This window comes from Aquabacterium sp. UBA2148, from assembly GCF_002328915.1.
Classification (GTDB): domain Bacteria; phylum Pseudomonadota; class Gammaproteobacteria; order Burkholderiales; family Burkholderiaceae_C; genus Aquabacterium; species Aquabacterium parvum.
The window spans coordinates 1,002-3,958 of the sequence record NZ_DCXA01000312.1; the positions used below are offsets into that span (position 1 = coordinate 1,002).

Annotated in this window: 4 protein-coding genes; all 4 read left to right on the forward strand. The window is 68.4% G+C overall.

What is annotated here, in order from left to right; translation table 11 throughout:
• Nucleotides 1-61 precede the first annotated feature (61 nt).
• On the forward strand, nt 62-862 hold the full coding sequence (locus tag B2W70_RS17540) for a peptidylprolyl isomerase (protein ID WP_058089331.1): 801 nt from the start codon (nt 62-64) through the stop codon (nt 860-862).
• Between the two features lie 16 nt (nt 863-878).
• Complete coding sequence (locus tag B2W70_RS17545; RefSeq protein WP_286747770.1) at nt 879-1,586, forward strand: carbonic anhydrase; 708 nt, start codon at nt 879-881, stop codon at nt 1,584-1,586.
• 93 nt (nt 1,587-1,679) lie between these two features.
• Entirely contained in the window at nt 1,680-2,411 is a 732-nt protein-coding gene (locus tag B2W70_RS17550; protein ID WP_058089299.1) for a Crp/Fnr family transcriptional regulator, read from the forward strand.
• The coding region (locus tag B2W70_RS17555; RefSeq protein WP_286747772.1) for an NnrS family protein at nt 2,408-2,957 on the forward strand (550 nt) is incomplete at its 3' end. The genes B2W70_RS17550 and B2W70_RS17555, both read left to right, overlap by 4 nt.

The window sequence follows — 2,957 nt, forward strand, 5'->3', positions numbered from 1 at the left end:
GGCAGGTGGTGCGCAGCCGCCGCACCGGCCTGCCCCGCTGAACCCTCGCCAGGAGATGACCATGCACACCATCCCCGCCACCGATGCCCTCGCCGCCACCCGCCCCCTGCGCGTGGGTGACGACGTGCTGCACGAGCAGCCCGAACAGCTGACCGAAGCCGAGCGCCGCCAACTCGCCAGCCTCGCCTTGCTGCGCCTGGCCGCCATCGAAGATGGCCTGCTGTCCGTCGATGACCCGGCGCCCAGCGACGGCGTCATCAGCGAAGCCGCGGCCGACGCCATCGACCGCTGGCTGGACCAGGCCATCCAGGTGCCCGATCCAGACGAGGCCGCCTGCCGGCGCTTTCACGCCGCGCACCCGGCTCGCTATGCACAGGGCGAGCGCGTGCAGGCCCGCCACATCCTGTTCGCCGTGACACCCGGCGTGGACGTGCAGGCCCTGCGTCAGCGCGCCGAACAAGCGCTGATCGCGGTGCGCTCCGCGCCCGAGACCTTCGCCGAACAGGCTCGCACCACATCCAACTGCCCGTCGGGCGAACAGGGTGGCGAGCTGGGCTGGCTGAGCGCCAACGACTGCGCCCCCGAGTTCGCTCGCGAGCTCTTCGGCCAGGACGAAGCGCAGGCCCACATCGGCGTGCTGCCCCGCCTGGTGCACAGCCGCTTCGGCCTGCATGTGGTCGAGGTGCAGGCACGCGAGGCCGGCGTTCGCCCGCCGTTTGAACAGGTGCAGCAGGCCGTGGCGCAATCGCTGCGCCAGCAGGCTTTTGCCACCGCACTCAAGCAGGCCTGCGCCGTGCTGGCCGCGCGCCACGAAGTGGAAGGCGCCGACCTGGACGCCGCCGCTTCGCCCCTGCTGCAGTGAGCCAGGAGCCGGGCCCATGGACGAGCTCCTGCAACGCCTGCGGCACTTCCACACGGATTTCTTCCCACAGCACCAGTCGCGCTTCCAGAGTCTGGTGGCCGACGGCCAGCACCCGACGACGCTCTTCATCGGCTGCTCCGACTCGCGGCTGGTGCCTTACCTGCTGACGGGCGCGGGCCCGGGCGAGCTCTTCATCGTGCGCAACGTGGGCGCGCTGATCCCGCCTTATGACGGTCTGCATGGCCTGCACGGCACGGCAGCCGCCATCGAGTTCGCGATGCTCAACCTGAAGGTCTCGCGCATCGTGGTCTGCGGGCACTCGCATTGCGGCGCCATGAAGGCCTTGTACGAAGAGGTGCCGGAGCAAGCCAAGAACCTGCGCGGCTGGCTGGACATGGCGCGCGAAGCCGCCCTGCCCGTTCAGGTCTCGCCCGAGGCCTTGCGCCGCACCGAGCAGCGCGCCGTGGTGCTGCAGCTCGAGCGCCTGATGGACTACCCCATGGTGCGCGAACGCGTCGAAAAGCGCGAGGTGACGCTGCACGGATGGCACTACGTGATCGAGGACGGCGAGGTGCACGTCTTCGATGTGAGGACCGGTCAGTTCCTGCCCGCGTCGCAATCGGAGCACAGCGGCACCGGCCCCTATCAGGACGCGCCTCAGGATTCACCCCCGGATGAACAGTCGATCTTCAACGAGATCGACGCACGCCTTGGGGGTGGTTGATCACCGCTGTGCATGCGACTTTGTGCCGCATCAAAACCATGTCCACCTCGGGTCCGAAAAATGGTGGCAAAGGCTGAACAAAGGGACCCTCACATGCCCATGCAACCGACTCGCGCGCTGGCCCGGCTGGCAGAAAACCCCGTCTTCTCGGCACTGGACCGAACGCAACTGGCACACCTGCTCGAGCACAGCCAGCTGCGCAACCTCCAGCGCGGTGAAACAATCTTCGATGCGGGCCAGCCTTGCGAAGGCCTGCACGCCGTGCTCGACGGCCACATCAAGGTCTACGCGCGGGCCAGCGATGGCCACGAGAAGGTCATCGACGTGGTCGGGCGTGGCCACACCCTGCCCGGCACCCACCACGTGCGGACCGCGCCCCACACCCATCACGGACGGGCGCTGGTCGAGACGACCGTGCTCGTCGTGCCGCACGAGGTGCTGCGCAACCGCTTGCACCTGGACAACGAGATGGCCGCCCGCTTGCTAGACGACGCCGGCCGTCAGGTGCGCCGCATGATGCGCGAGATCGAAACCACCTCGCTTTGCAGCGCCGCGCAGCGCGTGTGCGACTACCTGCTGAACCTGCCGGCGCTGGTCGAACAGGCCGACGAGCTGGGCGAAGACCTGATCGACGGGGCGAACCAAACACTCGCCGAACGCGTCGTGACCCTGCCGGTGAGCAAAGGCGTGGTGGCCTCTCTGCTGTCGATCACGCCAGAGCACTTCTCGCGTGTCTTGCGCGAGTTGCAAACCGAAGGCCTGATCGACATGCAGCAGCGCACCATCCGCCTGCTGGCGCCCGATCGCCTCGCCCGTCGGCGATGAGCACCGATCGCCCACGCGCCGAACGCGGCCCCCTGCGGGTCGCTCAACTGCTGCAGGCCCCGCATCGGCTGGCGTTTTTCCTGGCGGGCATCAACCTGCTGCTCACCGCCGCGTGGTGGGCCTGGCTGTGGGCATTCGGTGCCAGGCAACTTGCCCCTGTGCTGCCCGCGGGCTGGCTTCATGGCCTGTTGATGGTCTGCGGCTTCATGCCGCTTTATTTCGCCGGTTTCCTTTTCACGGCGGGCCCACGTTGGTTGCAGATGCCGGAGGTGAGCGCGCGCGACGTGCGGCTCGCCTGCCTGGTGCTGGCTTCGGGCTGGTGGCTGGTGCTGCTGGGCTCGGTTGTCGACAGTCGCGTCGTGTTGCTGGGCCAGGGCGTGAGCCTGATCGGTTGGTGCCTGCTGATGCACCGCTTTGTCGTGCTGACCTGGCGCAGTCGGGCCGATGACCGGCTGCATGCCAAGCTGGTGGTGGCCTCTGGCCTGATCGGCGCTCTGGCCATGGCGGCGTCGGCACTGGGCCTGCACCTGGGCCGGTGGGACCTGT

Coding starts and splice junctions, on each gene's coding strand:
- B2W70_RS17540 (WP_058089331.1), top strand. CDS start 62: ATGCACACCATCCCCGCCACCGATGCCCTCGCCGCCACCCGCCCCCTG.
- B2W70_RS17545 (WP_286747770.1), top strand. CDS start 879: ATGGACGAGCTCCTGCAACGCCTGCGGCACTTCCACACGGATTTCTTC.
- B2W70_RS17550 (WP_058089299.1), top strand. CDS start 1,680: ATGCCCATGCAACCGACTCGCGCGCTGGCCCGGCTGGCAGAAAACCCC.